Annotated in this window: 23 protein-coding genes; 7 read left to right on the forward strand and 16 right to left on the reverse strand. The window is 40.3% G+C overall.

All coding sequences use genetic code 11. The annotated features are described in order from the left end of the window. Positions 1-115: 115 nt before the first annotated feature. Complete coding sequence (locus FTT88_RS00640) at positions 116-1,069, reverse strand: GlxA family transcriptional regulator (protein WP_180173612.1); 954 nt, start codon at positions 1,067-1,069, stop codon at positions 116-118. A 110-nt stretch (positions 1,070-1,179) separates the two neighbouring features. Between FTT88_RS00640 and FTT88_RS00645 the strand changes: the two genes are divergently transcribed. Continuing rightward, complete coding sequence (locus tag FTT88_RS00645; RefSeq protein ID WP_180173613.1) at positions 1,180-1,557, forward strand: PaaI family thioesterase; 378 nt, start codon at positions 1,180-1,182, stop codon at positions 1,555-1,557. A gap of 23 nt (positions 1,558-1,580) precedes the next feature. Here FTT88_RS00645 and FTT88_RS00650 read toward each other — a convergent pair whose 3' ends face one another. From FTT88_RS00650 to FTT88_RS00685, 8 genes are all read right to left on the reverse strand, one after another. After that, a complete protein-coding gene (locus FTT88_RS00650; protein WP_180173614.1) occupies positions 1,581-2,447 on the reverse strand; it encodes a tetratricopeptide repeat protein in 867 nt (288 codons plus the stop codon). 92 nt (positions 2,448-2,539) lie between these two features. Continuing rightward, positions 2,540-3,763 (reverse strand): sodium/glutamate symporter, encoded by a 1,224-nt coding sequence (gene gltS / locus FTT88_RS00655; protein ID WP_180173615.1) that lies wholly within the window; start codon positions 3,761-3,763, stop codon positions 2,540-2,542. A 206-nt stretch (positions 3,764-3,969) separates the two neighbouring features. Further along, positions 3,970-4,185 carry a hypothetical protein gene (locus FTT88_RS00660; protein ID WP_180040400.1) on the reverse strand — a complete coding sequence of 72 codons (216 nt, stop codon included), beginning with the start codon at positions 4,183-4,185 and terminating at the stop codon, positions 3,970-3,972. Positions 4,186-4,291: 106 nt separating this feature from the next. Then, positions 4,292-5,302, reverse strand: a complete 1,011-nt coding sequence (locus FTT88_RS00665; RefSeq protein ID WP_180173616.1) for a hypothetical protein — start codon at positions 5,300-5,302, stop codon at positions 4,292-4,294. Between the two features lie 99 nt (positions 5,303-5,401). Beyond that, complete coding sequence (locus FTT88_RS00670) at positions 5,402-8,041, reverse strand: bifunctional aconitate hydratase 2/2-methylisocitrate dehydratase (protein WP_180173617.1); 2,640 nt, start codon at positions 8,039-8,041, stop codon at positions 5,402-5,404. Positions 8,042-8,337: 296 nt separating this feature from the next. Continuing rightward, on the reverse strand, positions 8,338-8,607 hold the full coding sequence (locus FTT88_RS00675) for a hypothetical protein (protein WP_078189189.1): 270 nt from the start codon (positions 8,605-8,607) through the stop codon (positions 8,338-8,340). A gap of 285 nt (positions 8,608-8,892) precedes the next feature. Beyond that, positions 8,893-9,252: a hypothetical protein gene (locus FTT88_RS00680; RefSeq protein WP_078188547.1), complete on the reverse strand. Its 360-nt coding sequence runs from the start codon at positions 9,250-9,252 to the stop codon at positions 8,893-8,895. Between the two features lie 112 nt (positions 9,253-9,364). Further along, positions 9,365-9,799, reverse strand: coding sequence for an I78 family peptidase inhibitor (locus FTT88_RS00685; RefSeq protein ID WP_373886697.1), 435 nt, complete (start codon positions 9,797-9,799; stop codon positions 9,365-9,367). Positions 9,800-10,098: 299 nt separating this feature from the next. On the opposite strand from FTT88_RS00685, the gene FTT88_RS00690 reads away from it, so the two are divergent. From FTT88_RS00690 to xseB, 4 genes are all read left to right on the forward strand, one after another. After that, the gene (locus FTT88_RS00690; protein ID WP_180105534.1) at positions 10,099-10,746 is read left to right on the forward strand and encodes a LexA family transcriptional regulator; all 648 of its coding nucleotides are present in this window, start codon (positions 10,099-10,101) and stop codon (positions 10,744-10,746) included. A 15-nt stretch (positions 10,747-10,761) separates the two neighbouring features. Next, positions 10,762-12,057, forward strand: a complete 1,296-nt coding sequence (locus FTT88_RS00695) for a Y-family DNA polymerase (RefSeq protein WP_180173619.1) — start codon at positions 10,762-10,764, stop codon at positions 12,055-12,057. Positions 12,058-12,180: 123 nt separating this feature from the next. Continuing rightward, positions 12,181-13,461, forward strand: coding sequence for an exodeoxyribonuclease VII large subunit (gene xseA / locus FTT88_RS00700; protein WP_180173620.1), 1,281 nt, complete (start codon positions 12,181-12,183; stop codon positions 13,459-13,461). After that, positions 13,451-13,645, forward strand: a complete 195-nt coding sequence (gene xseB, locus FTT88_RS00705) for an exodeoxyribonuclease VII small subunit (RefSeq protein WP_180173621.1) — start codon at positions 13,451-13,453, stop codon at positions 13,643-13,645. The genes xseA and xseB overlap by 11 nt, the downstream gene beginning before the upstream one ends. A 71-nt stretch (positions 13,646-13,716) precedes the next feature. Here the strand turns inward: xseB and FTT88_RS00710 are convergent, their stop codons facing one another. Then, positions 13,717-18,237, reverse strand: coding sequence for a translocation/assembly module TamB domain-containing protein (locus FTT88_RS00710; protein ID WP_180173622.1), 4,521 nt, complete (start codon positions 18,235-18,237; stop codon positions 13,717-13,719). A gap of 21 nt (positions 18,238-18,258) precedes the next feature. After that, positions 18,259-21,000: an autotransporter assembly complex family protein gene (locus FTT88_RS00715; RefSeq protein ID WP_180173623.1), complete on the reverse strand. Its 2,742-nt coding sequence runs from the start codon at positions 20,998-21,000 to the stop codon at positions 18,259-18,261. 177 nt (positions 21,001-21,177) lie between these two features. Between FTT88_RS00715 and FTT88_RS00720 the strand changes: the two genes are divergently transcribed. Together FTT88_RS00720 and coq7 are read left to right on the forward strand one after the other, a co-directional pair. Continuing rightward, complete coding sequence (locus tag FTT88_RS00720) at positions 21,178-22,497, forward strand: MFS transporter (RefSeq protein WP_168377719.1); 1,320 nt, start codon at positions 21,178-21,180, stop codon at positions 22,495-22,497. Between the two features lie 3 nt (positions 22,498-22,500). Continuing rightward, the gene (gene coq7 / locus FTT88_RS00725) at positions 22,501-23,136 is read left to right on the forward strand and encodes a 2-polyprenyl-3-methyl-6-methoxy-1,4-benzoquinone monooxygenase (RefSeq protein WP_168377720.1); all 636 of its coding nucleotides are present in this window, start codon (positions 22,501-22,503) and stop codon (positions 23,134-23,136) included. A 69-nt stretch (positions 23,137-23,205) separates the two neighbouring features. On the opposite strand, the gene FTT88_RS00730 is transcribed toward coq7, so the two are convergent. From FTT88_RS00730 to FTT88_RS00750, 5 genes are all read right to left on the reverse strand, one after another. After that, complete coding sequence (locus tag FTT88_RS00730) at positions 23,206-23,886, reverse strand: hypothetical protein (RefSeq protein ID WP_180173624.1); 681 nt, start codon at positions 23,884-23,886, stop codon at positions 23,206-23,208. Positions 23,887-23,963: 77 nt separating this feature from the next. Next, complete coding sequence (locus FTT88_RS00735) at positions 23,964-24,542, reverse strand: DedA family protein (RefSeq protein WP_257233001.1); 579 nt, start codon at positions 24,540-24,542, stop codon at positions 23,964-23,966. 162 nt (positions 24,543-24,704) lie between these two features. Further along, positions 24,705-25,154: a 2-amino-4-hydroxy-6-hydroxymethyldihydropteridine diphosphokinase gene (locus tag FTT88_RS00740; protein ID WP_078193947.1), complete on the reverse strand. Its 450-nt coding sequence runs from the start codon at positions 25,152-25,154 to the stop codon at positions 24,705-24,707. Then, the gene (gene folB, locus FTT88_RS00745; RefSeq protein ID WP_168377722.1) at positions 25,111-25,491 is read right to left on the reverse strand and encodes a dihydroneopterin aldolase; all 381 of its coding nucleotides are present in this window, start codon (positions 25,489-25,491) and stop codon (positions 25,111-25,113) included. The genes FTT88_RS00740 and folB overlap by 44 nt, the downstream gene beginning before the upstream one ends. 83 nt (positions 25,492-25,574) lie before the next feature. Further along, complete coding sequence (locus FTT88_RS00750) at positions 25,575-26,873, reverse strand: AarF/ABC1/UbiB kinase family protein (RefSeq protein ID WP_078193949.1); 1,299 nt, start codon at positions 26,871-26,873, stop codon at positions 25,575-25,577. Positions 26,874-26,880 lie beyond the last annotated feature (7 nt).

Below are 26,880 nucleotides of genomic sequence, written 5' to 3' on the forward strand. Positions count from 1 at the left end.
ATTCAGCTATCTGGGATAGCACTTAACCATGGGGCTTTTTAATGTCCGCATTTTAGGGTTTTCAAGTTTTTGCATCTTTGAAGCTGTGTCACGCTATGCAAATAAAACCCTGTATTCACTGCGCCTTTCGCCATGCTGCTGGCGTCGTTCCATATGCTTTTTTAAACAACCGTATAAAAAAATTCGCATTTTCATAGCCGATTTGGATTGAAATCTGCTGTATGCTCAGTCTTGTTTGCAGCAACAGTACTTTGGCTTTTTTGAGTCGAACCTGCTGTAAATATTCATTAATACTGAGCTGTGTCGCTTGATGAAAGCGGCGTGTCAACGTCCGCTCATTTATACCGACACTGTCTGCCAATTCAGCCAAAGAGATGGTTTGTGCATAATCACGTTCCAATTTTTGCTGCACCTGTTTCACTGCAAGGTCATGGTGATGATGGTGCTGAGGCAACGAAGGCGGAATATACTGCTCTAAATGCACCAATAAATACGATGCGCAGTATTGGGCAAAATTTTCACTATGATGCTGAGCGATCCAATGCAATAGCGCATAAAAGCACCCTTTCAAACTGCTGGCTGTCATGACCCGATCATCACTCAAGTAATCATGCTGCGCTGTAAGTTTTGCCTGTGGGAACTGCCGCTGCAGCCGATTTAAAAACGCCCAATGCATCGTGAGTAGCTGATCATTACACTGCAAATTTTGCGCGAAGAAGTACGCCGCCGTGCTCAAGGCAATAACGGTTGTTTTGTGAATAACCTGATCATTCAGCCATGTACAAATATGTTGAATATCAGAGCTATCTTCAGTCAAATATTGCCCTTCTATACCCGGAATGACCAATACATCAAAGTCTGTGCATTCAGCAATACTTTGGGCTGCTTCAAATTTTAAACCGGTGGCTGAGCTCACTTGCCCCCGATGCAATGCAATACATTCTGTTTGGTAAAAAGGCGGTTCAGACTCCTGCTTTAATAGCGAATTGACGATATGAAAAAAGTCTTGAACCAAACATACATGCATTGCCCAGCAATGCTCTGTCAGTAAAATCGCTACCCGCTGCATATCTTTATCTACTTTAAATTTTGTCTGATTAGAGTGTTATTTTGTCTGTAATAGTAGATTTTAAAGTGTGATTTCTCAATCAAAATGACGACTCATTTAAGGGAAAGCTTATGTCAGAACAATATTTAGATCCTTTTGCCCAGTTTTTAGGGATCGACATTACATTTAAAAGTTTTGAAAAATCAATTGCGGAGTTAAGCATTCAGCCGCAGCATTTAAATGTACTGGGCACAGTGCATGGGGCAGTTATTTTTGCCATCGCAGATGCAAGTTACGCGCGTGCGTGCAATGCAGGCGAAGATTTATTTATCGGCATGCAAACTGAAATCCGCTATATGGGTCAGGTCAAAGGCAAACGGTTCATTGCCACTGCAAAGTTAATTGGCGGCTCAAAAAAGCTAGCGCATTATCAAGTTGAAATATCCGATGAGCTCGGCAGCAATGTGGCTTTTTTCACTGCAACGGCGTTTAAATTAGAAAAGCGGTAATTTAAGAATGATTTTGCCCCATGCTATGGGGCAATTTTTGATTTACGTGATGTACAGCTTGACGTCGAATTATTTAATTCACGATGTGCAAAATTCAACAATTCACAGGTATATACTGGGTCTTGTGCATAAGCCTCATTAAACCAATGCACTGCTTTTTCAAAATCTCGCTGTACGCCTAGCCCACCCAAATAAAAACTTGCTACGCTAATTTTTCCGTTCAAATCATTTGCTTCCGCAGCCTTTAAAAACCACGGATAAGCCTTTTTATAATCAGGCTTTGCATCAATACCTTGATAATAAATCATACCCAAACGGGACTGATATTGAGCCAAGCCTTGTTCAGCCAACAACATCGTTGGCTTTTCAGCAAGCTGCATATTTTGCTTCGTATAGTAATAATAGTCGGCCAATTGTTCGATATCTTCTTGCTTGCCTTTATTTGCAAATTCAATCAATAGACTTTCAAATTTTTTATCATTCCTTGGAATGAGTTCATATTTATTCATGATCAAAAGCATACGCTTTGAATCATCTAAGTTCCTTTCAGCACCGATCTCAAACCATTTTGCGGCTTCTGCATAATCTACTTTTACTCCTACACCTTTGTAATACATCAATCCCAAATTTTGATTTGCTGAGCGATGCCCTAAGGCAGAAGCACGCTTATACAGCGCTATGGCTTCAGGCAGATTAATCTCCACACCTTCTAGCCCCATATGTTTCAGTACAGCCAAATCATAAAGCGCCTGTTTATCGTTATTTTTTGCTTGAACGATGGTCTTTCGGACATCAATTTCGGCTGAAAAGGTTATAGAAAATGGAAGTGCTGTTAATACAAATAGCATGAACAATTTGATGTAAGGTAAATGATATTTTAAAACTTTCATTGTTTATTATTCTTGATCAATAAGATGGTGAAAAATGAAATGCTAAAGCACTCTATCTAGATGCTTTAGCATTTTTAAAGCTATATATAGTATTAACCAAAGAAGCCTATCGTTGCCTGAATGACCACAGCATTGACAATATCTACAAAGAATGCCCCTGTCAAAGGAATAATCAAAAAGGCTTTATGTGATGGCCCATAGGTATTGGTCACTGCCTGAATATTGGCAATCGCTGTCGGTGTTGCACCCAAATTTACACCACATTGCCCTGCACAAAGTACGGCTGCGTCATAGCTTTTTCCCATGATCCTAAAAGTTACAAAGTATAGATACAGTGCTAAAACTAGGGTTTGTACCAGTAAAATAATCACCAGCGGGCCTGCAAGATCTGCCAATAACCAGAGCTGCAATGACATCAGCGCCATGGATAAAAATAATGCCAAGGATGCGTTACCAAATACATCGATACAGCGATCAAACATTTCAATTTTAAAGCCAAGTTCAAGGGTGTTTCTTAAAAATACACCACACGTTAAAGCCCAAACGAAGGTAGGTAATTCAAACCACTGTCCACGAGCAAACTCTGTCATGAAATAAGCAAAGCTGATACAGATGGCAAACATCCCCATCGTTTTGACGGCATCATCTGCGGTAATTAAACGAGTTTTTTCAGGATATTCGAATGGTGCCGTTTCAGATGCAGGCGGTGCTTCATTACGCCCTGATGTCGGTACAAGTTCTTCTGCCAACTGAAAACGGCGGATGAGGAATTTCGCCACTGGCCCGCCCATCATGCCGCCAATCACCAAGCCGAAGGTTGCACTTGCCATACCGAGTACGACTGCACCTTGTATACCATGATCTTGTTCAAAGACTGTACCCCATGCGCCTGCTGTACCGTGACCACCTGTAAGTGTTACGGAACCTGTAATTAAGCCGATGAGTGGATTTAATCCCAAAACTTTGGCCAAACTGATGCCAACGATATTTTGCAGCATGACAAATACAATCACACAGCCTAAAAACAGTACCAGTGCTTTTCCGCCTTCTTTGAGTTTTCCAAGACTTGCGCTCAAGCCTACCGATGTAAAGAACATCAGCATGAATATTTGCTGAATTTTGGCATCAAAATTTACGGTGATATTAAAGTTTTTAAATAATATAAATGTGATAATCGCAGCGACCAAACCGCCTGCTACAGGTTCAGGAATGTTGTATTTTTTCAGGATTGAAATTTTGTGTACGAAGAAATAACCGATAAATAAAACCAAAACCGCCACGACAATTGTCAAAAAAGCATCTAGCTCATAATTCATAATTTAATCTTAAGTGCTCAATTTTATTTACCTTTTTACATAATCATTGGAGTTTTTTCAGCTAGAAAAATGTAAATAAGCTATTTACCCCCCTTCTTCTACTACACATTTTTGAAGTCTAATAAGTGAAATAAATAAAAATGCTCAGCGTATGTGATGTGCTAAGCATTGGTCGTTTATGACTGAAAAACAGGAATTTTGAGACATTATTTGATATCGAATACCCAGTTATGCGCCTCTTTATCACTGGTGGTTTCACAGACATAGTAATCTTGATCCCAAGCATCTTGGTTAAAGATTTCTTTTTTGTGGTAAGTCACCTGTTTGCCATTTTCGACGCAGACAAAGCTTTCACCTTGGTCTTTGACTTGGGTTCCGTTGAGGAAGCCACCAATACAGAGGAATCGGGATTGTTTGGGCACTGATCTATGCTACTGTAAAATAATATTAGTTGTGATTAAACGTTGTATTCTTAGAACTGTAAATAACATTTATAAATAAAAGCCTCCAATTAAGAGGCGATTATTTCTATTTTTGACAGTTATTCAAACTATTTTCTATATAGCTTTTTTCTAATTGTCCTTGTTTAAAGGATTTTAATAACCGTTCCAACCTCACTCTATTCCCAGGATAAGAGCAATACAATTTTTGCACATCATTTATTTTACTCAAAGAAGTAAGTTTACTTAAAGAATCTACGGCACCTTGCTCAACCCTAGCCCAATTTACATTTAGTTTTTTCAAATCATACTTATTGTTATGTACTGTATATAGAATATGATAATAATGAAAATCTTTTTCTGCAGGATTCATTTCCTGTATATCATTAATAATCATTTGAATAGCATCATAATTTTCTCCAAACCACTTTGGCTCAAAACTTTCCATAAATGTATTATAAATAACTCTCTGTTTTGGATATTTTACAATTCCATCTTGATAAGCTCTTAGATAATTTTCTTCAAAACCTAAATCACGTAGCGTCATTAAAAGAATGTAGTAATAAAAAGGATCTTTTGATGCAACATCATAATTTTCCATTAGAAAATTTAAATTCTGCATTGATTTATCAGCAAAATATTGCATATTATTTTGCGATACCTGTGAACTATAACTTCCCCCTCTAACACTCCAAGCCTGTTGCCTAACCCACATTGCATAATAAATATAACCTAATGGTGATTCTGGTTCAGCTTTGATCCATTTCTGTCCTTGAGCAATATTCTCTTTGTAATAATTTGAAGATGTTACACGATGCTTATTTACGATTCTAAGAAAAGAATCTAAATAACTTGTGTGTTTAAATTTACCATCAAAATTATATTCTTCGCTATTTAAGAGTTGATTGGCGTTAGTTGAGATTTCTTTGAATTTTTTTGCTTGGATCAAATCTTCAATGTCAGATTGTACTTCTGAGTTTGTTCGATATGCATTTTCATCAACTAACTTAATATTTGCTAGCTTTGTAAAAGATACCTCGGCAAAAATATTTGATGAACAAAGTGTTAATAGTATAAGTGTAATGTTTTTTAGTTTCATATGTCTAATTTCTAAAATATTATTTTGCTATTTCTATTGCAATTTTATATAAAGAAAATCCCACATGACGTGGGATTTTCTTATTAACTACTTAATCAATTAAGACAATTGAGCAGCAGCAATTTTCTTAGTATCAACGTCTTTAGCAGCGTCAGTATAGTCGCCCATTTTGTCGAAGCTTAAGTATTGGTAGATGTCGGCAGACATGCTATCAATTTGAGCTGCGTATTCTTGGTACTCAGCTGGAGTTGGTAATTTACCAAGTACAGCAGCAACAGAAGCAAGCTCAGCAGAAGCTAAGTAAACGTTCGCACCTTGACCTAGACGGTTCGGGAAGTTACGAGTAGAAGTCGATACACAAGTAGTGTTCGGAGCTACACGTGCTTGGTTACCCATACATAATGAACAACCTGGCATTTCTGTACGAGCGCCAGCCTTACCATAAATGTTGTAGAAACCTTCTTCCATCAATTGACGTTCATCCATACGAGTTGGAGGAGCCAACCATAGACGAGTAGATAAAGAACCACCAGGAACTTTGTCTAGAAGTTTACCAGCTGCACGGAAGTGACCGATGTTAGTCATACATGAACCAACGAATACTTCGTCAATTTTCACGCCTTGAACGTCAGAAAGCAATTTAGCGTCATCTGGGTCATTCGGGCAGCAAAGAACTGGTTCAGTGATTGTAGAAAGGTCGATTTCGTACACTTTAGTGTATTCAGCGTCAGCATCAGCTTTAAGAAGTGATGGGTTAGCCAACCATTTTTCCATGTTCTCTACACGACGAGCCATAGTACGCGCATCGCCATAACCTTCAGAGATCATCCATTTCAACATAGTAATGTTTGATTTAAGGTATTCAGCAACTTTCTCTTCAGAAAGCGTGATAGAACAACCAGCAGCAGAACGTTCAGCAGATGCGTCAGAAAGTTCGAACGCTTGCTCAACAGTAAGGTCAGTTTCCATTTCTGTAAGGTCGATCTCAAGGATACGGCCAGAGAAGATGTTTTTCTTACCTTTTTTCTCTACAGTTAAGTCGCCTTGTTGGATCGCAACGTAAGGAATCGCATGTACTAGGTCACGTAGAGTGATACCAGGTTGCATTTTACCTTTGAACTTAACAAGTACAGACTCAGGCATGTCTAGTGGCATAACGCCAGTTGCAGCAGCAAACGCTACAAGACCAGAACCCGCTGGGAATGAAATACCAATTGGGAAACGAGTATGCGAGTCACCGCCAGTACCTACTGTATCTGGAAGAAGCATACGGTTTAACCAAGAGTGGATAATACCGTCACCTGGACGTAGTGATACACCACCACGGTTCATGATGAAATCAGGAAGCGAGTGTTGCATTTGAACGTCAACTGGTTTTGGATACGCAGCTGTATGACAGAAAGATTGCATAACTAGGTCAGCAGAGAAGCCTAGGCAAGCTAAGTCTTTCAATTCGTCACGAGTCATTGGACCTGTTGTATCTTGCGAACCAACAGTCGTCATCTTAGGTTCACAGTAAGTACCAGGAAGTACACCTTGACCTTCAGGAAGACCACAAGCGCGACCAACCATTTTTTGAGCTTGAGTGAAACCTTTACCAGTAGCTGCAGGTTGAACTGGAGTACGGAATAAAGTTGAAGGTGCAAGACCTAGCGCTTCACGAGCTTTAGTTGTTAAACCACGACCAACGATAAGGTTGATACGGCCACCAGCACGTACTTCGTCTAGAAGAACTGGAGTTTTAAGTTCAGATTCAGCGATTTGAGCGCCATCTTTGAACGCAGTTACTTTAGCAGCAGCGTGATCGATCTTAAGAACGATTTCGTCGCCCATGTTCATGTTTTGAACATCGATTTCTACTGGTAATGCACCAGCATCTTCCATTGTGTTGAAGAAAATCGGAGCAATTTTAGAACCTAAGCAGTAACCGCCGTCTTTTTTGTTCGGGATGTGAGCAATTTCGTCACCGAAGAACCAAAGTACAGAGTTAGTTGCTGACTTACGAGAAGAACCAGTACCAACAACGTCACCTACGTAAGCAACTTGGTTGCCTTTCGCGATAAGGTCTTTGATTTGGTTAAGAGGACCAACTTCACCAGGAACTTCTGGGTTGATACCGTCACGTACGTTTTTAAGCATTGCGTTAGCGTGTAACGGAATGTCTGGACGGCTCCACGCGTCTTGTGCAGGTGACAAGTCGTCTGTGTTAGTTTCGCCAGTTACTTTGAAAACTGTAAGTTTGATTTCTTCAGGAACGTCTTTACGGCTAGTGAACCATTCAGCGTCAGCCCAAGATTGCATAACTGCTTGTGCATTCGCATTGCCCGCTTTTGCTTTATCAGCAACGTCGTGGAACGCATCAAATACAAGAAGAGTTTTCTTAAGTGCGTCAGCAGCTAATTCAGCAAGCTCTGCATCATCAAGAAGTGCAACTAAAGGAGCAACGTTATAACCACCAAGCATAGTACCTAGTAGGTAAACCGCACGTTCTTTAGTTACTAGTGGAGAAGTCGCTTCGCCTTTTGCCAAAGCAGCTAAGAAAGCAGCTTTAACGTATGCAGCTTGGTCAACACCCGCTGGAACACGGTTTTCTAGTAAATCAACTAAAAATGCTTCTTCGCCAGCTGGTGGGTTTTTTAATAATTCAACTAATGCAGCTGTTTGAGCATCGTCAAGTGGCTTCGGTGGGACTCCGAGTGCGGCACGTTCTTCAACGTGTTGGCGGTAAGCTTCTAGCACGGTGTTATTCCTCTTTTTTAAAAAATTATTTACGCATTCCTGCTTTAAATAAAGCTACGCAAATAATATGGACTGCTAAATTTTACTAAAATTCCAGTTAAAAGTTAATGCACTACAAGTGTTTCTTCGTGATGCCCGTTATTTTATAAATAAATGATCCTCATATCGTTTATACATTAAGCAAAATCAATACTTAGAACACGCTTTTCTTGCGCATATTAACTTTTGACTAAAATTAACCATCAAAAAAAGGCAACTAAATGTTGCCTGTTTTTATCAGTATTGGATATTCCACCTTAGTGTACAGTGGTTGCAGTGATATATTGCTGAAGTTCTGCTCGATCGCCTGTAAATCTGAGGCACCATTCGTCCTGACATGTGGTTTGATGTTGATTACTTGCAAAGCTGATATCGACCAAATAGCGTTGAGAAAATTCATCTACTTTTTGGCGTAATGTGACTTTATCTCCAATGCTGAGCACGTAGTTCCCACCACCGATAATTGCTACGCCTTGTTCATCTTCTAGGAGTAGATCTGAGTGATGCATATAACCGATAACGTCCATATTCTACTCCTCTACTGTTTTTTTATTCTCCATTTCATTATTCATTAAAAAGATTTGCTTTTCTATATTTATGATTTAGCAAGTTGTCACAATTTGTATTTCGCTTTGGTTAGGCTATTTTAAATGTTTGAGTATCTCGTGTTTAAAATACCCCTAAGAGAAATAGGCATCGGCGAAATGCATGAACTCCATCATATGGTTAAAAGAATTGCTACCCTTGTAACTACTCGCTGATGAATACAACGGGGTTTGCTTTACGCGCTTTCTCGCATAAAAAACCGTTCCTTAGAACGGTTTATAATCTGGCATTTCAGTATGCGGTGTTGCGATACATTTTTCAGTAAACTCAGCACGAATTTTTTCACGTGCTTTTTCAACATCAGCATTAATCTCAGCTTGCGGCAAGGCATAAACTTCATCAATGATGTTCAGGATAAAGCCTTTGGTGGTTTCATCCTCAATCTTGCTGGCATGCTCAACTGCTTTGTCTTTTTCAATTGCATTTTGACGATCTAACATAATCGTACGTGCAGCATTACCTACACTGCGGCAGTAACCCTGCCACTGCTCTTCAGGGGTTAATGGTTTTTTCTCAGCACAGCCGACCAAAGCCACCATAACGGATAAAGCAAATAACTTTTTCATGAACTTCTCCTTACGAGGGGCAATATAAAAGATCGTAATGGATTTGTCATTTAAATTAGTCGCAGCCGAACAAACAAAAAAAGCCCTTTCGGGCCTTTTTTATGCGTTTGAATTAACCGCAAGTTGCTTGAATAATCTTTTGATTGATTGGATTTACGGTGACGGTGACGCGCTCTACACGATAATCCATTGTTATTGGCTGCCCAGGTTTTACTAAACGGACAATTTGAGCTTGGCTAATCGCCTTGATCTGATCTTCAGTCAATTTTGCTTGACCAATCAGCGTCTTAGCCTTATCAGCTACACATTCAGTTTGGCTACTACGGAATAATACCCACTCTTCAACCACTTGCCCGTTTGGCAGATGGCAATACCCTACCTGACCATTTGCTTCATCACGAATTTCAAGTTTACCTTTTTGCTCTACACAATATTGGCTGGCTGGATTTGCCATACCAATTTTTTCTGGTGTATTTTCAGTTTGCTGTGTTGTACTACAACCCGCCATAAATGCTGTCAGTGCAGCTAAAATCCATATATTTTTCATCATGTCTATTTCTGAATATAAAAATTTAACTTATCAAGTTTATGGCAACTAAACGAGTTGTTTATTGCAATTTTTAGCAATCCTTCTGCTTTCTGCGATTGGGCAGCAATGCAGCCTTTATTCAAAATACAGCACGCCATTTTCTGTGAGCCGATGATGATTTTTGCAATATTTAAAACGACTCAACTTGTCGTAGTTTTGATTTTAAAGGTTTTATTAATTTGAAATTTGACCTGCCCAACGCGTATCCTAAAAAAAGTAATTTTCTTCAAACACGCCACGTTGCGTAGGAGCAAAATATGTCAAAAAAACTGCCAATTTATTTTTCGGACCAAGCTTGGTCGTCTTTGCAACAGCTCATGGGCGAAGATGGTAAACCGAGTCCCACCATCAATGCCCTGCTTGAACAGCAATCTCAAGAACCTCCTAAAGATCCATTTTTGGATTCTTCGCTCAATGTTCAGCCTGTTCAAAAAAATACCCGTATTGAACTTCCCGTTGCCTTGGAACGTATTCCTGCTGGCCCAGCTTTCGCCAATAAAGATGTTTTTGAAAAAGTCTTAGACCTGAACGATTATTTGGTGATTAACCCGCTCGCTACATTTGTTGCGCATGTCGATAGCGAGTCTTTACTCAATGCTGGCTTTGAAATTAATGATACTTTTTTGGTGGATCGAAGCTTAGAAGCCAAACATGGCGATATCGTAGTCGCACTAATTGATAATCGTGAAATCACCTTAAAGCGTTTGATGATCACCGCGAAAATGTCAAAAGAAGAAATTGCCGACATTTTTGGTGACCCTAATAAAGTCTTACCCCAAATTTGGCTAAAAGCAGAAAATCCGGCCTATGCGCATATTATCCCTTCAGATAGCGAATCTATCGTTGTTCAGGGTGTTGTGACCTTTAATTTAAAGCAATTTTATAAGCGCTCATCACACACCTAAACACAAGAATTCGTCATGAAAGCTGCAAATAAAATATTTGCGTTAGTTGACCTTAACAACTGCTACGTCAGTTGTGAGCGTGTCTTTAACCCAAAGCTCAATAATGTCCCTGTCGTCGTGCTGTCCAATAACGATGGCTGTGTTGTATCTCGAAGTCAGGAAGCCAAAGACCTCGGGATTAAAATGGCTGTGCCGGTCTATCAAATTCAGGATTTAATCCAACAGCATCATGTTCAGGTGTTGTCGAGTAACTATGCTCTCTACACCGAAATGTCTAATCGATTTATGAATATTTTAGGCCTGTATGTCGGCCCCGAAGACCGTGAAGTTTACTCGATCGATGAGTGTTTTTTAGATTTCACTGCCTATCAAGAACTGTTTGATTTGAGCCTATATGCCAAAGAAATACGAGATACGATCCTAAAATGGCTAGGTTTAACCTGCTGTGTCGGGATTGGTCGCTCTAAAACGGAAGCCAAAATGGCCAACCATTTTGCCAAAAAAAATGCTTATTTGAACGGTGTGTGCAATTTAGTTGAAATGGACCCTTGTTCCTCAGAACAACTCCTTGCCCAGACACCAGTCAATGAAGTTTGGGGCGTCGGTCGCAATCATACAAAAGCCCTGAATCAGCTTGGCATTCATCATGTTCTAGATCTGATCAACGCACAGCCTAAAGATATTCGAAAAAAATTTAGTGTGGTGATGGAAAAAACCGTCTTGGAACTGCAAGGTCTATCTTGTCTGTCTATTGAAGAAGAAGCGCCGAGCAAACAGCAAATTTTCAGTAGTCGTTCCTATGGTCAGCCGGTCTACGAACTGGAAGATATTAAGGCCTCTATTCGTGTGTATATCGCGCGAGCCGTCGCACGTTTAAGAGCAGATCATTCTCTATGTCGTATGGTGGGAGTTTTTATTCAAACGAGTCGCTTTAATTCTACTGAAAAATACGCACCCTATCTGGCCATTACACTGAATGAGCATACCGATGACTTAATTAGCATCACCCAAGCAGCAACGCGTGCCGTCGAAAAAATCTTTAAAGCGGGATTTAAATATAAAAAAGCCGGTGTGGTGTTATTAGAAATCATTCCACAGCAAAATTTCACCCCAGATTTGTTTTGCGATATGACGCGAAGACAAAGCCGTTTGAAACTGTCCGACACCATCGACGATATTCAAAAAAAATTTGGGCATCATTTTGTCTCGATCGGCTTAACGCAGGACGATGCTGCAACATGGCGGATGAAAAAAAATCTGTGTTCCCCCGCTTACCTGAGTAATTGGAACGAACTGCTTCGTGTGAAATGAAACACTATGTTGTAGCGCCGCTTAGTCCTTCTATTGTTTTAACCGAAATGATCATTTGCAATTGCTGAATATTTATTTAGTATTTAAATGAATATTCATTTGTATCTTCTCCTATTTTAAATTATGTCTGATGTTCAATTAACGCTGAGCGAATACCTATCTGCGGTCAAAGAAGTCATTCAGTTGGCTTTTGATGATGCCGTTTGGGTCAAAGCCGAGATTCGAAATTTAAACATCAAAGGTGGACATTACTATTTAGAATTGGCTGAAAAAGAACAAGAAAGCGATAAAGTCATTGCCAGTTGTAAGGCCACGATTTGGAAATTTACTGCAAATAAAGTTGTCGGAAAATTTGAACGTGAAAGCGGTATTGAGCTCAGTCGTGACTTAAATGTCTTAGTTAAAGTGCGTGCCAAATTTGACCCGCAGTACGGCTTTTCAGTCAATATCGAAGAAATTGATTCGAGTTTTACCTTGGGTGATCTAGCTCGACGTTATCAACAAATTTTAGAAAAACTCACCAGCGAAGGTCTGATTCATAAAAATCGAAACTTGCCTGCGCCATTTGATATTCAGCATGTCTTGGTTATCGCACCTGAAAATGCAGCAGGCTTAGGTGACTTTAAAAAAGATGCAGATGCGTTACAACATGCTGGCGTGTGTGAATTTGTCTATCATGCTGCAACCTTTCAAGGGAATACCGCAGCACAAAGTATCCGAGATGCTTTAGCACTGGGTTTAAGACAATGGGCCAATGACTTTCAAACTGCGCCAGATTTGATCGTGATTATTCGTGGTGGCGGTGCTGTTAACGATCTTGCTTATCTGAATGATTATGATTTGGCTGCACTTTTATCTAAGCGTAGCGTGCCAATTTGGGTCGGTATCGGCCATGAAAAAGACCGCACGATCTTAGATGAAATTGCACATCGCTCTTTCGACACCCCGAGTAAAGTGATTGGGGGGATTCGTAATCATATAGTTGAGCGAACACAAGAAGTTTTAGAGGCCTTACAAAGCATTCAACTACGCTCACAACATCAAATTGCTCTATATCAAAGTCAAAATGATCAGTTACTACAAGTCATAAAGACCTTGGCACAGAGTCAAATCAATGACTCAACTCAGCTATTACAACAATACCAAGATAACACTGCTTATTTTGCTCAGTTACAACTTAAAACAGCTGCACAGAATATTGAAATACTCATGCGTGAGACTTTACTGCAAAACCCTGCTCATGTGCTTTCCAAAGGTTATGCCATCGTCCGGCAGCAAGGTCACGCCATTCGCGCAACGAAAAATCTTCAGCCTTCAACGCATTCACCGATTGAAATTGAAATGCAAGACGGCATCATCACGGCTGACATTCAACATATACAGGTAAAAAATCATGACGACTGATACTCTAAGTTTTAAAGAAGGCTATGAAGTTTTAAAACGTAATGCTGAATTACTCGAATCTCAGCAAGAACCCGATATTGATAATCTTATGAAAATCATTGAAGAGTCGATGCAAGCCTATAAAGCCTGTAAGTCTCGTGTTGAAGCGGTACAACAGGCACTGAATGATACGTTTAAAGATTGATTTCTCAGCTCATCATTTGTATAAAAAACGCAGCCTAAGCTGCGTTTTTTATACTCAAATTTTGACTTCTCTTAGAAGCGCCAATTATAGAACAAGTCGATTGCTCGTTCTAAAGACTGACTCGCTTCCAAGTACAAACGTTGATTCATTTGATAACGTAAGGTCAGTTTATTCACTGGTGTAAATACTCCGACGCCATAACGAATGAATAAGTCAGGTGTGATATAACCCGTCACAGAAACCTGAGTATCATCCCCTGTTCCTTGAGCATCCAATGCCAAACCACTCAAACCAAATGTACGACCAATTTGATTGGTCAATGCACGTGTACCACCCAAGCCCATACTAATACCGGCTGCAGCAATCGTATTGTTCACATCAGAACGGAAACCTTCCGCCTGACTTAAACCTGAACTTCCTTCATTGATACGACCTGTAATTAAGGCATTTAAGGCTTCTTGTTCAGACAGACCTGCATCGTTATACACCTGAATTGCAGGACTTGATGCTGTACCCGTCACACGAACACCAACGGTACTGCCTTGTACGGCTTTATTGGCATCAATATCTAAAGTTGGGTTCGCCAATGGTCCATTGAAACGGGCAATCGCACGGTTCAAGTCAAGACTTTGACCATAAGCTTCGATTTTCACACGCTGAGAAACACCGATTGCACCATTGGCACGCATTGCTGTTTCTAAACCACGTTGTGTCAAATTCAAACGACCAATCAACGGAATTCGGCTATCAAAACCTTGGAAAATCACTTGATTACCAATATTTACCTGTACGTCAGCGCGAATATCCCAAGGACGTGCCGATTTTAAGATCTCAAGTTGGTTATCACCTTCATGTACCACACGTACATCTGAAGATACCCCAACCACTGTTGCAGAAGATTCCGGCATCGAAATCAATGCACGCGGCACATCAATTTTACCTTTTAAGGTTAATTTCTTACTGAAAGGCAGCACATCTAAAGATAAATCAGGCGTTACAACAGCGGTGATCAATGGCGCTTGACGGACTAACATTTCATTACCCGTTAAATTCAACTGGATACGTGGATCATTTTTCCAGTCAATATTTCCGGTTAATTTGCCCACACCACGACCACTATTAAATGCACCATCAATCGTCGCGTGGTTTTGACGTACAGCAGAATACAACTGAATATTGGTCAAGTTCACAGGTAATGAAATCATGCTAATCGAGCCATTTTTCACTCGAATCTCACCATCCATTAAAGGCTGTGACAATGTTCCGCTAATTTTTGCCGCATAAGACACCGTACCGCCCATTGAACGGACATCTTGTATAAATGGTTTTAAGATTTTCAATTGAACTTGGTTAAAGGCCACTTCACCGCGGATCGGTTTATTGGCTTTATACGGATCAATAATAATATTGGCATAACCTGTACCAATATCAGGAGCTTTGGTATCGAGTCGAATTTGTAGCCCTTCAGTGACACTTTTCGCAATCAAACCTACTTCATCATATTTTAAAGTGGATGCTAAATACTGTGGATCTTCAGCCGCTAAACCGAGTAAACCGTCACGAGTCACTAAACGTGCATCAATTTTAGGTTTTGCACCTTTCGCCCAAGACGCTTTCGCATAACCATTCACTTTACCCGTGATCGCCAGGCCTTCAGGCATAAATGCTGCAAAATCATTTAAGTCTAGGTTCTTTGTCACAAAGGATACATTGCCGCGGTTTTTATTCACACGAATCGGCTGATCAAAACATAATTCACTTTGCTGGCTCATCCAACAATGTGCGCCAACAAATAAGTCAGACTGTGCAGTGTTGTAAATAATCGATGCATTTTGACGCTGCACAAGACGGGTACGTAAGGAGTCAAAATCGCCTTTTTGAATCTGACCAAGCCAATTATTTTGTGCATTAAAACCACCAGCTAACTGCACATAAAATTTTGATAATTTATTTTCAGCACTGACTTTTAATAAATGCGCATTACGTGTTCCTGCTAGTGAAATTTGACCTTTCACAATCTCACGGTTGTTACTGCGTAAATTATCCATCGTTGCCGTTAATAAACTTGGTGAAGTCGCAGAAGTTGGCAACTCGCCTTGCACCCGTATTTTTTTCACACTGAATAAATTATTAAAAGCAAAATCATCTATTGCGATATTGGCAGATGCTTGCAGTCGTGGTTGTGCTTGAACATTTAAGTAGCCATAAGCACGTCCACGTAGGCCTGCATAAATTTCATATAATGCCGGTGCATTAATTTTCAATTGTAAATTTTGTGCATTACCTGTGGCTTGAATTTGGTTATTGGCATAAGCCAACAGTAAATTATTCGCTTCAAACTGTTTTGGCATAAAACCAGATTGATTTGAATTAATCACCATCGCCAAGTTACCTTGACCACGGACAGGTTTGTTATTGATCATACCTGCCAAATTCAGACGTTCAATTTGAATACGTTTTAGCGTATCTGACCACACACCACTGGTTTTTAAATTTCCAGATAATTCACCCCGTACATTTGAGGCAAAGTAATGCGGCTTAAAATGCACCAGTGATGCATTGATATCCCAACCAATGGCTTTTTGTAGTAAAACTTGTCCATTGGCAGAAATTTTACCTGCCACGCCATCATGACGTAGCTCGGCTATTTTAATTAATTCAGGTGTACCCGATACTTTGAAAATCAAACTGCCTTTACTTGCGGCAACTTGGCTTGCATTGAGGCCACCATTATAATTCACAGCAAAAGCTTTAAAGCCTCCACCTTGTTTCTCATCATGGAAAGTCAGCGCAGCAGTAGATTTACCTGTTAAATGAACCGTTTCATTTTGCTGTGCTAGTCGGCCTAACAAATCAATATTATTCAGCTGAATAATCTGTTGATTTGGTTTTGCATAACCATTGGCTTTTAATGACCCTGTAATTTGATCGACAGGCGCAGCAGCTACGATGGTTTGCGGATTGAACTGCTGTGCTTGTACATTGGCTTGCCATTTCAGCATACGTTTTTGATCAGGCAACTCTACAACTGCATTACCTTTGAGCTGACCTTTGTCGGCCACATAACTAAAGGCAGGGACATTGAGATTGTTATTTTTCAGATTCAGTTTGGCTTGATATTGTCCAGCAGGCAGAGCACCTTTTTCATGTCTTGACACGGTGGTCGCCACGTTGATGTTCTGCTGACCTTCTGTAAGCGCCAATTGCACATTGCCCGAATCACTACTCAACCATCCAACATATGGCACTGCACGGTCTATATTTTTCCAAGACACATCCATCAGCATCGGCTGAGCTTTATTATTTTTGGCCGGCGCTTGATCGAGTTTTAAATTCCAAGTTTCATATTGGTCAAAATCCACCAACGCCGTCAGGTGCATGCCTTTTTCAAGGGTCCCTTTAGACGCAATCTTACTGTTTAAATTTACAGGTAGAAAATCTTGAACCACCTGCGGGATCAGCTTATGTTTTGGATTAATTTTATCTAAACGACCACTTACATCCCAAGTGACCTGATCTTTCCAACTCACCACGCCACCCAAGTTGACAGCGCCGCCCATTACTTGTCCATTTAGGTTAGTAATATCAAGTTGGTTGACCAAGTCCGTACTCATGAGCGCAGTATATTTACCTTCAGGGATATTGGCACCGCTCAGGTCCGTGTCTAAATCTAAATTAAGACGCTGAATATCCCCTTTGAATTTTGCCAGACCATTTTTAGCAAAAAGCTTTTGCTCCGTCAGTAAAGGTAAATGATAGTTTTTAAATTTGAGTGCACCAAACATTGGAACATGTGGACGCATTGGATGAACCACAGCCCAACCAGTTAAAAGATCTGGGGTATGAGTTGCCACACCAGCTTGAATCGTATCAAGAGATCCTTTAGCCACCACTTGAATATCATGAATGTTCAAGCTTTCACGTAGTGAAGGTAAGTTGACAATCCCCACAGCATTTAGCGGATACTTGCCTTCAAATTTCATATTCCCAGACGCTTGGCGCACAGATAAATAGCCCATATCCATACGGGTATCTTCAAATTTTAATTCCGTCCCTGACCAAAGCGCTTCATTTAATTCAATATCATAAAAATCCACACCTGAACTATGGGTTTTAATCAACATATGATCTAAATCTGCATGATCGACACGAAGTACGAACGGCAAACGGATTACACTAAATACAAAAGGTTTATCGCTAGGTGGGGTCTTGGTAATAATTTGCAGATTTTTAACATCTGCCTTATTTAAATGAATTTCTTTATTAATAATGGCGCGCCAACCGAGTGTAATATCGGCACGGTCAATTTTTACATCGACAGGTTTTAGCGTAACGAGGACATTTCGTAGAATAATGCCCCGCCACAGGTTACCACCTTCATATTCATAGTGAATGATTTGCTGACGTTCCAGAACACGGTCAAGTAAAAACTTACTGCCTTTGTCTGTAGAAAACATGACTGCTAATGCAGCCACCAAAAAGATAAGCACGAACACGAAGGTCAAAATGACACTTCGAAGAATACGACGCTTCTTCGGCAGTTGCTCTACCGGCGTTTCGTTTTCTGGTTCTTGCTGTTCTTGTTCAGTCATAAAAAACACATCACCTAAAAATTATAATTGTGAACCAATAAAGAAATGTAAACGAATTGGTTTGCTGTCGTCAGAAAGTCCGGTAGCGACATCTAAACGAATTGGGCCAATTGGAGAAGCCCAACGTATCCCCACACCTGCGCTATATGCAGTCGGTGTATTGAAGTCTTTATCGTACGCATTACCAAAGTCACTAAAGACCGCAGCACGCCAGCCTTCTTTAAATTGGTAGTTATATTCTAATGAACCCGTTGCCAAGACTTGACCACCAATTTTATAGCCATTTTTTTCGGCAGCTAAACTCTTATAGTCAAAGCCACGAATGGTTTGGTCACCACCGGTAAAGTAGCGTAAGTTATAAGGAACTTTATCAAAGTTCTCTGTCAGAATATAACCTACATCACTGCGCCCCACGAACTGGTGATTATCATTTTCACCCAATGAATAAATAAAGCGCCAGCCCGCATTCAAGATAGCCATATCAACATCCGAAAGTAAGCTTTCACTTCCGACTTCAACTTTATAGGTTTGCTTAATCCCTTTACTCGGATTCACACGTTTATCAGAGTCGGTTCGAGAAATTTCATAGCCAAACATCAAGGACTGTTGTTCATTGTTGGTATTCACCAAGAATGCATCTGGAATGTCATCACTAGGATTAAGTCCGTCATCAGTAACACGGTCTAAACGGTAACGTAAACCAAAAGTATGCTGCCAATTACCACGTGGGTTTTTAATAATCCGGTCAACCCCAGCTACAGCAGATTCAATCGAAAGATTAACGCCTTGACCGACATCGTCACGTTCTTCACGCTCATAACCACCGACTAAGCTGACATAGTCATTTAATGGATGGTTATATGGAATGTTATAGCGACCATCAATCGATTGACGGATTTTGGATACTTCCATGTTGGCGTCAAAAGAATGACCACGTTTGTTTACAATGGCACGACGATACTGGCCACGAACACGTGTACCGGTGTCGGTACCAAAACCAGCACCAATTTCTGCACTATTCAACTTATCTGCATTTAGTGTCACAATCACAGGGACTTTTTTATCTTCACGTGCTTGCGCTTTTAAACGTTCTTGTTCTGCTTGTTTAGCATCTTGCGTATCTTGCAAACTGCGTAATTTAGAGGATTGCTCTACATCATTCACCCCCGCAAATTGGTCTTCATTAACCACTTTTTGCGTCACTTCTTTATTCGACATCACTTCCGTTTTGTCTTTCACTACTTGTGAACTTTCTGACAACTGATTTTGATCGACCAAGGTTTGAATATCCGGGGGCAATTCAAGTGGCTTTTCAATCGGGTCTGGTCGAATTGAATCAACCAAGGTGTAGTTAAAATAGCGAGAGTTGGTCAAGTTATTAGCCAAACCATTCACACGCCAGAAAGTATAGTCAGCACCGTCTTTCCACGTCACCAAACTTTCTAAAATATCGCGATCCAATGGAAACTCTGCATTCGAATCGCTCATTCTAAATTCAACTGCGCCAAGCTTATAACGCTCGCCCGTCTCAAAGCGCAAATTAATATCGGCTGTATTTTGTGGTTGAGCCACTCTTACATCGTGCAAACGCCAGTACGAGTCGAAATAACCGTTATTAGTTGCTGCATCATTAATTCGGCCTTTCGTCGTTTCGTATTTACCATGATTAAGAATGTCACCTTCTTCCTGATCTGGTAATACACCAATCACCTGAAACTGAGCTTGGTTCGCCCCAGCCCCAGAAAATTCAACATTCTGTTTTTCAATTTGCACAGGCGTATTTGGTGTAACCAATACACGAACTTTACTATCAGACACTTTTTCAAATTTGAATTCAGATTGATAGAAACCCACGGCTTGCGCGGCTTGATTGGACAAGCTACGTAATTGAGGCAAAGCTGATGGAAAATCACTAAAGGATTCTTGAGTAAAACTTGAAAGCTTGCCTTTAATATTGGCTTTGAGATCTTCCAGTGCCGCACCGTAGGCTTTACTCGACGTTTGACTGGTATTATGTGCTGATGTAATTTCAACATCCGCACTAATTCGTGGCACTTTTGCCGTGTTCATCTGACGTGGCGGACGTACTTTATATAATAAGCGCTTGAAAATACCCGGCTCTGCATCATCCTCAACTGTTGGGTTATGCAGCTCTTGCAGAGTATTGGCATTTTCATTTCGTGTCGCGGTAATTTCATTATCCGAACGAATTTCACCCATGAGCTGATCAATATTGACTGGCGCTTGGTTAATTTCCGTTAACTCTTTTTGGGTAATATCTGCAACAGCAACTTCTGTTTGCTGTGTTGCACGGTACTCCTGCGCCTGACGTTTGGCTTCTTCAGCAACTTGGAAGATTTCATTCGCCATGTTTTGATCAACAGGTGTCACGGGTAAGTTTTCTAAATCTTCAAACTCAATGGGTTTAAATTCTTGTAGTTGAGTTCCTGCTTGCTGCTGTTCTTGCAGCATTTTCATGCTATCAACAGATTCTTCTGGTTCATTTATATTTTCAATTTTTTCAATTGCTTCAGGCGTCGATAGCCCTTGCTTTACAGCCTCATCCTTGATTTCAGCAACAATCTCTGCTTTTGTATCGGTAGATGTTGGAACCGTTTCTGCGGGAGTTTGGGCGAAACTATGCTGAGCACACAAGGTCAAAAAGATGCTCATATATAGACTTTTATTGCTATGATGCTGTCGTATGCAGTGAGCCATACTGTGATGAAGCATTGTTTTTTTAAACTTGATTTTTGCAGGCATAGCAAACTCTAACAAATTTCATTATGTAATGGACTTAATCAACCAGATGTAGAGCTAAAGATCTTATATCTATTGGTTTTTCGCCATCTCCAAACTCAAAAACATATTACATGATTTTTTTAGAGATTTTACCAATCACTCACATTTCTTAATAAAACTTAATGTAGCAAGACGCTTATGAATAACAACGAACATCTGCTAGGTACACGCCGTTTCCTGCCTATGTTTTTGACCCAATTTTTTGGGGCGCTCAATGACAATGTCTATAAACAGGCTTTATTGTTGGTCATCACCTATGGATTAATCCAACAACAGGCATTACCCATCAGCACGCTAAACAATCTGGCTGCATTATTGTTTATTTTACCCTACTTTATTTTTTCAGCGACAGCGGGACAGATCGCAGATAAGTTTGAACGTTCACAACTTGTCCGTGGCATCAAAATTTTAGAAATTATCATCATGATCATCGGCAGTATTGGCTTTCTGACCGGTCATTTATGGTTATTATTGCTGGCGTTATTTTTGATGGGGATCCATTCGACATTTTTTGGTCCAATCAAATATGCGATTTTGCCTGAAATTTTAAAGCCCAATGAGCTGATGTCAGGCAATGCGCTCTTCCAATCTGCAACATCTATGGCGATTTTATTCGGGATGATCTTGGGTGGTGCTGTGATTGCTTCATCACAAGGCAATTTAATGTGGATCAGCCTGACAGTGATGACCATCGCTATTTTAGGTTATATCACCAGTCGTTTTATTCTTAAGCAAAATGTCACAACACCGGATTTAAAAATCGATTGGAACTTTTTCCGTACCAGTTACCAAACGATGAAATATGCCAAAAGTTTACCGCTGATTTTTACCATTTTATTGGGGAACTCGTGGTATTGGTTTTATGGTGCAACCTACCTCACTCAAATTCCACAAATGACTCAGCAAAACCTACATGCTTCTGAAAATGTCGTTAGCTTGCTATTGACCTTTTTCTCTGTCGGTGTGGGCGTGGGTTCATTGCTTTGTCGTAAATTGGGCGGCACCCAAGTCAATATTAAGATGGTTCCAATCGGTGCTGTAGGTTTAACGGTATTTGCACTGTATTTAGCACTTAGTTTAACGCTTGTCCCGACTCAAACTGGCCCACTTATTACCCTTTCAGAAGTTTTTCATCAAGGTTGGGGCTATTACCATGTCATGATTGCCGTGACTTTATTGGGTATTAGTGGTGGTTTTTACATCGTTCCGCTCTATGCAATGATGCAAGCTTACTCTCCACGCTCACATCGTGCGCGAGTCGTTGCCGCAAACAACATTTTAAATGCGGTATTTATGGTATCTTCTGCTATATTTTCAATTATCATTCTGAGTGTTTTAAAGATTGATATTAAGATACTTTTTTGTATAACCGCAGTGCTCAGTGCAATCTTTTGTATTTGGCTGCTATTACGCATCAAACCTTTGCTTCAAACTACGCAAGTCTCTCTGGAGGATTAATCCATGCGTCAATTTACAGGTGTCGACAAACTTATTCACTCATTTGATCAGGCCTTACGTAGTTTAGTTCCCGGAGCAACGGCTGCACATCGTGAAAACCCGTCTGTTGCTGAAAAAACGCAACTTGCAGTCAGCGAAGCACGCCATGTGGCAGGTCTAATGCGGGTCAACCATAGTGGTGAAGTGTGTGCTCAAGCGCTTTATCATGGCCAAGCCCTCACCGCGAAACTTCCAAATGTACGCCGTGAAATGGAACAAGCTGCGATTGAAGAACAAGATCATTTGGCTTGGTGTGAAGACCGCTTAAAAGAATTAGACAGCCATACCAGTCTGCTCAACCCTGTTTGGTACGGCCTTTCTTTTGGGATGGGTGCATTGGCAGGTATTGCCGGTGATCAATACAGCCTAGGTTTTGTCGCTGAAACTGAGCGTCAAGTGAGCCTGCATTTAGAAGATCACATCCGCCAACTTCCTGAACAAGACGAACGTTCACGTAAAATCTTAGTGCAAATGAATGAAGATGAGCTGCATCACCGTGATACAGCACTCAATGCAGGTGGTGTAGACCTTCCTGTTCCAGTTCGTATTGCCATGACTGGTATTTCAAAGCTGATGACCAAAACCAGTTATTACATTTAATGATTTTCTAATGATTGTCGCTAAGTTTTATAAATAGTGAACAAAAAGCCTGCAAAGATGCAGGCTTTTTTATGAGAAATCTTTTGACTTTAATACAATAATTCCTTCGCCATCAAAACAGTTTATAGGCTGCCATCGACTTGGTGTAAACCAATCAAAATTCAAACTATAACGTTGCTCAGTGGACGGATAACCTGATCCACCTAACTCAAGCAGCCATCCTGCCGGACAAATTTCCTTTTGGTTATTAATCACAACAGTATGATCATGTGCCAATTCCAGCAATAAATGACGATCCAGCTCAAATGCAATAACATCAAATCCAGCTATTTGAATCGGCTGTGGAAAACGAGCCGATGTCAAACCTTGACGAATATCAGTCATCTGTTCCAGAGTATAGTCGGTTTCAAATGATCGGTTAATCCACGTGCCTTCAGGCAGTACAACCTCTCCAAAGTTTAAGGGTTCCTGCAACTGTATATGAATTTTCTTTTGATGCTGCCACTCTGCATAGTCAGAACTAAGATCTGAAATCACGAACAATCCCAGCGTTACTGCAACAAATAAAGGGAAAAACAATACGCCAGATAAACCAATTTTAAGTACCGCATTTACTTTATATGGTCGATTTTTTTGCTTTTTATACCAATTATTCCAACTCAACCAAATTGCAATGACGATAAATAGCACCAAAATCGCAAAGCAAATAATAAGGAAACCTCCCGCACCCGCACCATAACCTAAGCCCATATTGCTCTCACTAAATATCCCTTTAAATCTTTTAATTATGTTTTGACGACTTTATCAGATCAACCACTTTCACTTTATCAATGTTGATGATGCTTACGCCACCACTTCAACACCGTATAGAGCACACGTAAAAATACGATACATAATACAACGGCAATAACGATGTAAATATCTTGATGATAAGGCAGCATTTTCGCCCAAAATAGATGTAAATAATGACTGATTTGGAAGCCAATCGTTGCGACCAACATCGCCCAAATAAAACAGGCAACCAGATTAATCAGCACATATTTCCAAACAGGATAAGCACGCACACCTACAACAATAGGTAAAATGGTTCTAAAGCCCCAAGCAAAGCGCATAAATAAAATGGTCAAAATAGGATAACGTTCAATAAACTGGCTCGCACGATCGAATTTTTGTGCAAATTCTGCATTCGACTGGATAAGTTTTTGCCCATAGCGATCGCCCATTTGATAATAAAACTGATCGCCAATAAAACTGCCTAGCATCGCCACCGCAATCAACATTGGAAAATGAAGTATGTGTTGATGGACGGCATAGGCGCCAATCATCAGCACTGTTTCTCCTTCAAACAATGTGCCAATAAAAATCGCAATATAGCCATAGTGCTGAATCAGATCAGTCCAGTTCATATCATTATTTTGAAGCTAAAAAGATAATGTAATCCTGCGACAGCCTATACGCTAGCGCATACCATGACAGGATTTGAATATTTTTGTTATTGTTTATCTAGCGTATTTAAGGTCAGTTTGAAATATCACTCATGTGCATTGAAAACATTTCGTTTCATTCGCTCAATCCACTAAAACTTTTTGGCAACTCACCATAGGAAATTGATGTGCTGGATGTTCAAACATTTCATTTTTCCAAATGTCGAACATTGGTATTTTAACATCGAGTGCTAAAGGCAGTTTTTTCGGATTAAATTGCATGTGCGCTAAGCTTTCGCCCCACGCGATCAGATCCAGATCCAAAGCGATATTATGAGACGGACGAACACGACCTGAGTCTGCTTCCATTTTTTTCAGTAAGGTGCTGATTTCATCTACAGATAAACTGCTTTTCACCAAACAAGCTGCATTCCAATAATCCGCCCCAATGCCATCACGACAAGGAATCACATAAATTTTGGAAAATTCAACATGACCCAAAGCCTGAATTTGACGTAAAGCCTGTTGAAAATGCGGTTTGGGATTGAAATTACTCGCCAGAGCTAGGGCGAAAATCGTTTCGGTGGCGTTCAAGACGAATTCCTACAGAATTGGCTTGCGCGATAATGGCAGGCTTCCGGATGCTAATCATAATAGATTCAATGCTGTCATAGGTAGCAAAAAGTGCATCAATCACCAGTTTTGCTGCATGTTCGATCAATTTAGGTTGAGCAGTTTGAATGACTTTGGCTGATATTTCGCAAATTTCAGCATAATTCAAGGTATCTTCAAGCTCATCTGACTGAGCCGCCTGCGCTAAACTGGTTTGAATATTGAGGTCGAGCATCAAAGGCTGAATAATCTGACGCTCCCAATTGAAACAGCCGATGACGGTCTCAACTTTCAAACCTTCAATGATAATTGCGTCCATTCTTACACTCAAATTAAAATCTTAAACATCGATAAAATCCTCCTGTTAAAGAAGGAGGATTTTATTTATATCTTGCGGCTAAATTATTGCTTCAATAATAAATTAGGGTCCATAGTCTGCACCATTTGAATACGCTGGTCTGCATAAATATCAGTATATGGCGCAAGGATGCGCATAAAGCGGTCAAAGTACAACATTTGTTTGAATAATAAAGCGAAGTCACGTGGGAAGCGAATACCATGACGCTCTCCGACTTGTACCATATCCATCATGATGTCATTCAAATCGGCAGGATTTGAGGTTAATAATTCCTGTGGATCAGCCAAAAGCACACCGCTAAATAAACGCTCTAAATCGGCAGCTAAGACTTGTGTGTCAATTTTGACAGCCGTCATGCCCATTTTCAGCATGTTTTCAGCCATCAAGTTGTAGTCAGTTTTTTGTAGGGCATCCATAAACGCAATACATGCTGTCCACACTTCAGGTTTCAACTGACCCACGATACCAAAATCGATGAAGCCTACTCGACCATCTTCTAGCAGCATCAGGTTGCCTGCATGTAAGTCTGCATGGAAACTGTTACATAACATCAAGCTGCCAAACCATGTATTCATCGCTGTCACCAAAACTTGCGATGGATCTTTAGCGACTTTCTTGACCACGTCAAAATCGGTCAATGGCACGCCGTATAAACGTTCCATGGTTAAGACACGACGTGTTGAATATTGGTGATAAACCTTTGGTGCTGTTGCGGCTTTGTTTTGAGTTACGTTCAGATAATTCACAAAGTCGTCAAGATTTTGTGCTTCTTCAATAAAGTCCACTTCACGTACCATGCGAACTTTAATTTCTTCAACAATATCTGCAAGTGAAGCAAATTTGACTTTGGGTACAGCTTTTTCAACCAGTTTAGTAGCCCAATGTAAGACATTTAAATCTGTATAGAGAATCGTCTCGACACCCGGCTTTTGCACCTTGATAACAACATTTTCACCACTGACCAATTTAGCTGCGTGTACCTGTGCAATCGATGCAGAAGCCAAAGGCTTTTCATCAATTGAAGCAAATATTTCATCTAAATTACGGCCAGCAAATTCTGAAGCCAATACCTGCTGCACATAACTAAACGGCAATGACGGTGTCTGATCTAAACAACCTTGGAACTCTTCGACATATTCACGTGGAAATAAAGAAGGTGTACTGGCAATAAATTGACCTAATTTAATATAGGTTGAACCCAGTGATTCAAAAGTTTCACGCATTAATTTTGCGTTACTTGGTTTTTCAGTTGCATATTTAAAGCCGGCTTTCGCCGCAACGACTGCGGTCTCACCCATTCGGGCAACCGAGCGAATTCCATCTAACCAGATATTGTTTTTCATAATGTCT

Source organism: Acinetobacter sp. YH01024, assembly GCF_013420195.1.
Lineage (GTDB): Bacteria > Pseudomonadota > Gammaproteobacteria > Pseudomonadales > Moraxellaceae > Acinetobacter > Acinetobacter amyesii.